Source organism: Psychrobacter sp. AOP5-GZ1-6 (assembly GCF_052376345.1).
In the GTDB taxonomy this organism is placed as follows: Bacteria; Pseudomonadota; Gammaproteobacteria; order Pseudomonadales; family Moraxellaceae; genus Psychrobacter.
The window spans coordinates 1-1,837 of record NZ_JBQSVP010000236.1; the positions used below are offsets into that span (position 1 = coordinate 1).

2 protein-coding genes and 1 pseudogene are annotated in these 1,837 nt (G+C 36.1%); 1 reads left to right on the forward strand and 2 read right to left on the reverse strand.

Annotated elements, in window-relative coordinates; all coding sequences use genetic code 11:
* Positions 1 to 158: 158 nt before the first annotated feature.
* Complete coding sequence (locus ACT3RN_RS15350) at positions 159 to 356, reverse strand: transposase (RefSeq protein WP_444518802.1); 198 nt, start codon at positions 354 to 356, stop codon at positions 159 to 161.
* A gap of 401 nt (positions 357 to 757) precedes the next feature.
* Here ACT3RN_RS15350 and ACT3RN_RS15355 point away from each other — a divergent pair.
* Positions 758 to 976, forward strand: a pseudogene (locus ACT3RN_RS15355) (IS256 family transposase); the annotation flags it as partial.
* A gap of 24 nt (positions 977 to 1,000) precedes the next feature.
* On the opposite strand, the gene ACT3RN_RS15360 reads toward ACT3RN_RS15355, so the two are convergent.
* Positions 1,001 to 1,837: hypothetical protein (locus tag ACT3RN_RS15360; protein ID WP_444518801.1), on the reverse strand; the 837-nt coding region annotated here is incomplete at its 5' end.

Consider the following 1,837-nt stretch of genomic DNA (forward strand, 5'->3'; position numbering starts at 1 on the left):
GTAGCAGGCTTAGGTTTCTTAGTATTTAGTTTTGGATTTATATCAATGTTCAAAGACCAGTTGATTACGGAAAAGTGAATTATTAGAAAAATTATGAGGGCGTGTTGAATATTCAAAGTTTTAGCCAAATATAAGCGCAAGCAAGAGCCGTCATATTTTTACAACTTCGCTTGAGCCCACTTCTTTTCAATGGGATTAAGATCAGGGCTATAGGGCGGTAGCCAAAGGGTACGATGGCTATATCTGTTAATGAGTTTTTGAATACGCTTGTTCTTATGAAATCGAGCTACTCGAGTACAGCTCTCACCTTGCGCTCGGGTAAAGCAGTAACTTGCTTTATCCTCGCCCATAACCATCACAGTCACGCATTTCGTTCTAAAGCTTGGAGTAAGCGTTTATTTGCGCTAGTGGTGAAATATGGTGCTATTGATATTGTGCTCAAAGTGATCAAGCGTAAATATTATCTTTTCATAGAGAGCAACAATAACATTGGTTCGCTTTTCAGTTGCAGTGATCAATACAGAGTATTCCTATTAGTGTATAGCTTTAAGGACGAAAAGTTTCAGCTTTAAAGCTGCTCTCGTACATGTAAGCAATGGGATAGCCTCTCTGTATAAAACTATCAAGCTTACTTTGATGCATCCCTCTTTTGATCGGACACGCTTTCAGATGTCCTAAGTTCTTTTTTTTGACTAATACCAGAGCCTTTCCTAAAAACTGTGTAACTGCTTATAATCCACTAACCGGAGAATAAGCAATGACTAACCAATCTGACATCAAGAAACTGGCCGAGCAAATGGCTGGTAGCATGAACAGCTTCGATGACATCAAAGACTTTCAAAAGCAGCTCATGCAATCCTTTATCGACACTGTCATTCAAGATTAGAGCTGAGATCATCTATCCTATTCTAAGTATGGAAAATCTATACCATCAAACAAGCGCAACTTTCACACTAAAAAGACAGTCCGCAGTGAAGCTTGAGATGTAGGAATCAATTAATTATATTTCTATGATAGGGCTATTCAATCCTGATGAAAGATTATGGAGTATTTTTATTTGATTGTTCTTATGTCCGTATCTTGTAAAAACTATGGCACCATCTAATCGTTTGAAATAAAGTCTCTTATCGCGTGCGACCCTATACTCATAACTTCCTGGAGCTGCAGGGTCTAAAGATTTTATTCTGTATGCATTAGGAGACTCTTGAATTCTACCAAGATAATTGAGGAGAGATAAAAATAGAATCTGATTTGTTTTGAATACATCCTTAACATCATCTATAAAGCTTTTAGTAAACTTAAAATTTTCATTTTGGTATTTTTTAATGAGGTCAAACTCACCCTCTGTGTTATTTACAGCATTACTTGCTCTTTCATAAGCTAACGCTAATTCTTTTGCATCTGATTTTTTTGTTTTTTCAAGAAGCTCTTCATAGAGATTTTTGAAAGTTAAGTATTGAGAGTTTATTTTATCATTATAGCTACTGATGCTTTTTAACGAATCTAAAACACCTTCTTTTTCTAAAACTTCATAAGCAAGCTCCCAATCCTCCCGAAGTACACTCAATTCAATCTTATATAAAGCGTGTTTCACAGCATGCTCAAACTGCTGCTTATGTACTGGTTTTATTAAGTGTGAAATAGAGCCGTATTTAGAATAAGACTCTGTTACTTGGTCTTCTGCTTGGCCCGTAACTACTATAAATCTATCTCTAAAATATACAGACTCTTCTTGCTCTAATACCTTAAGTAAGCTTATGGCGGTATCACCATTAGTTAAGTCATGGTCAAGAACAAATAAGTCAGGCTCTTCAGCTTGTTCAACGAAACTATCAAC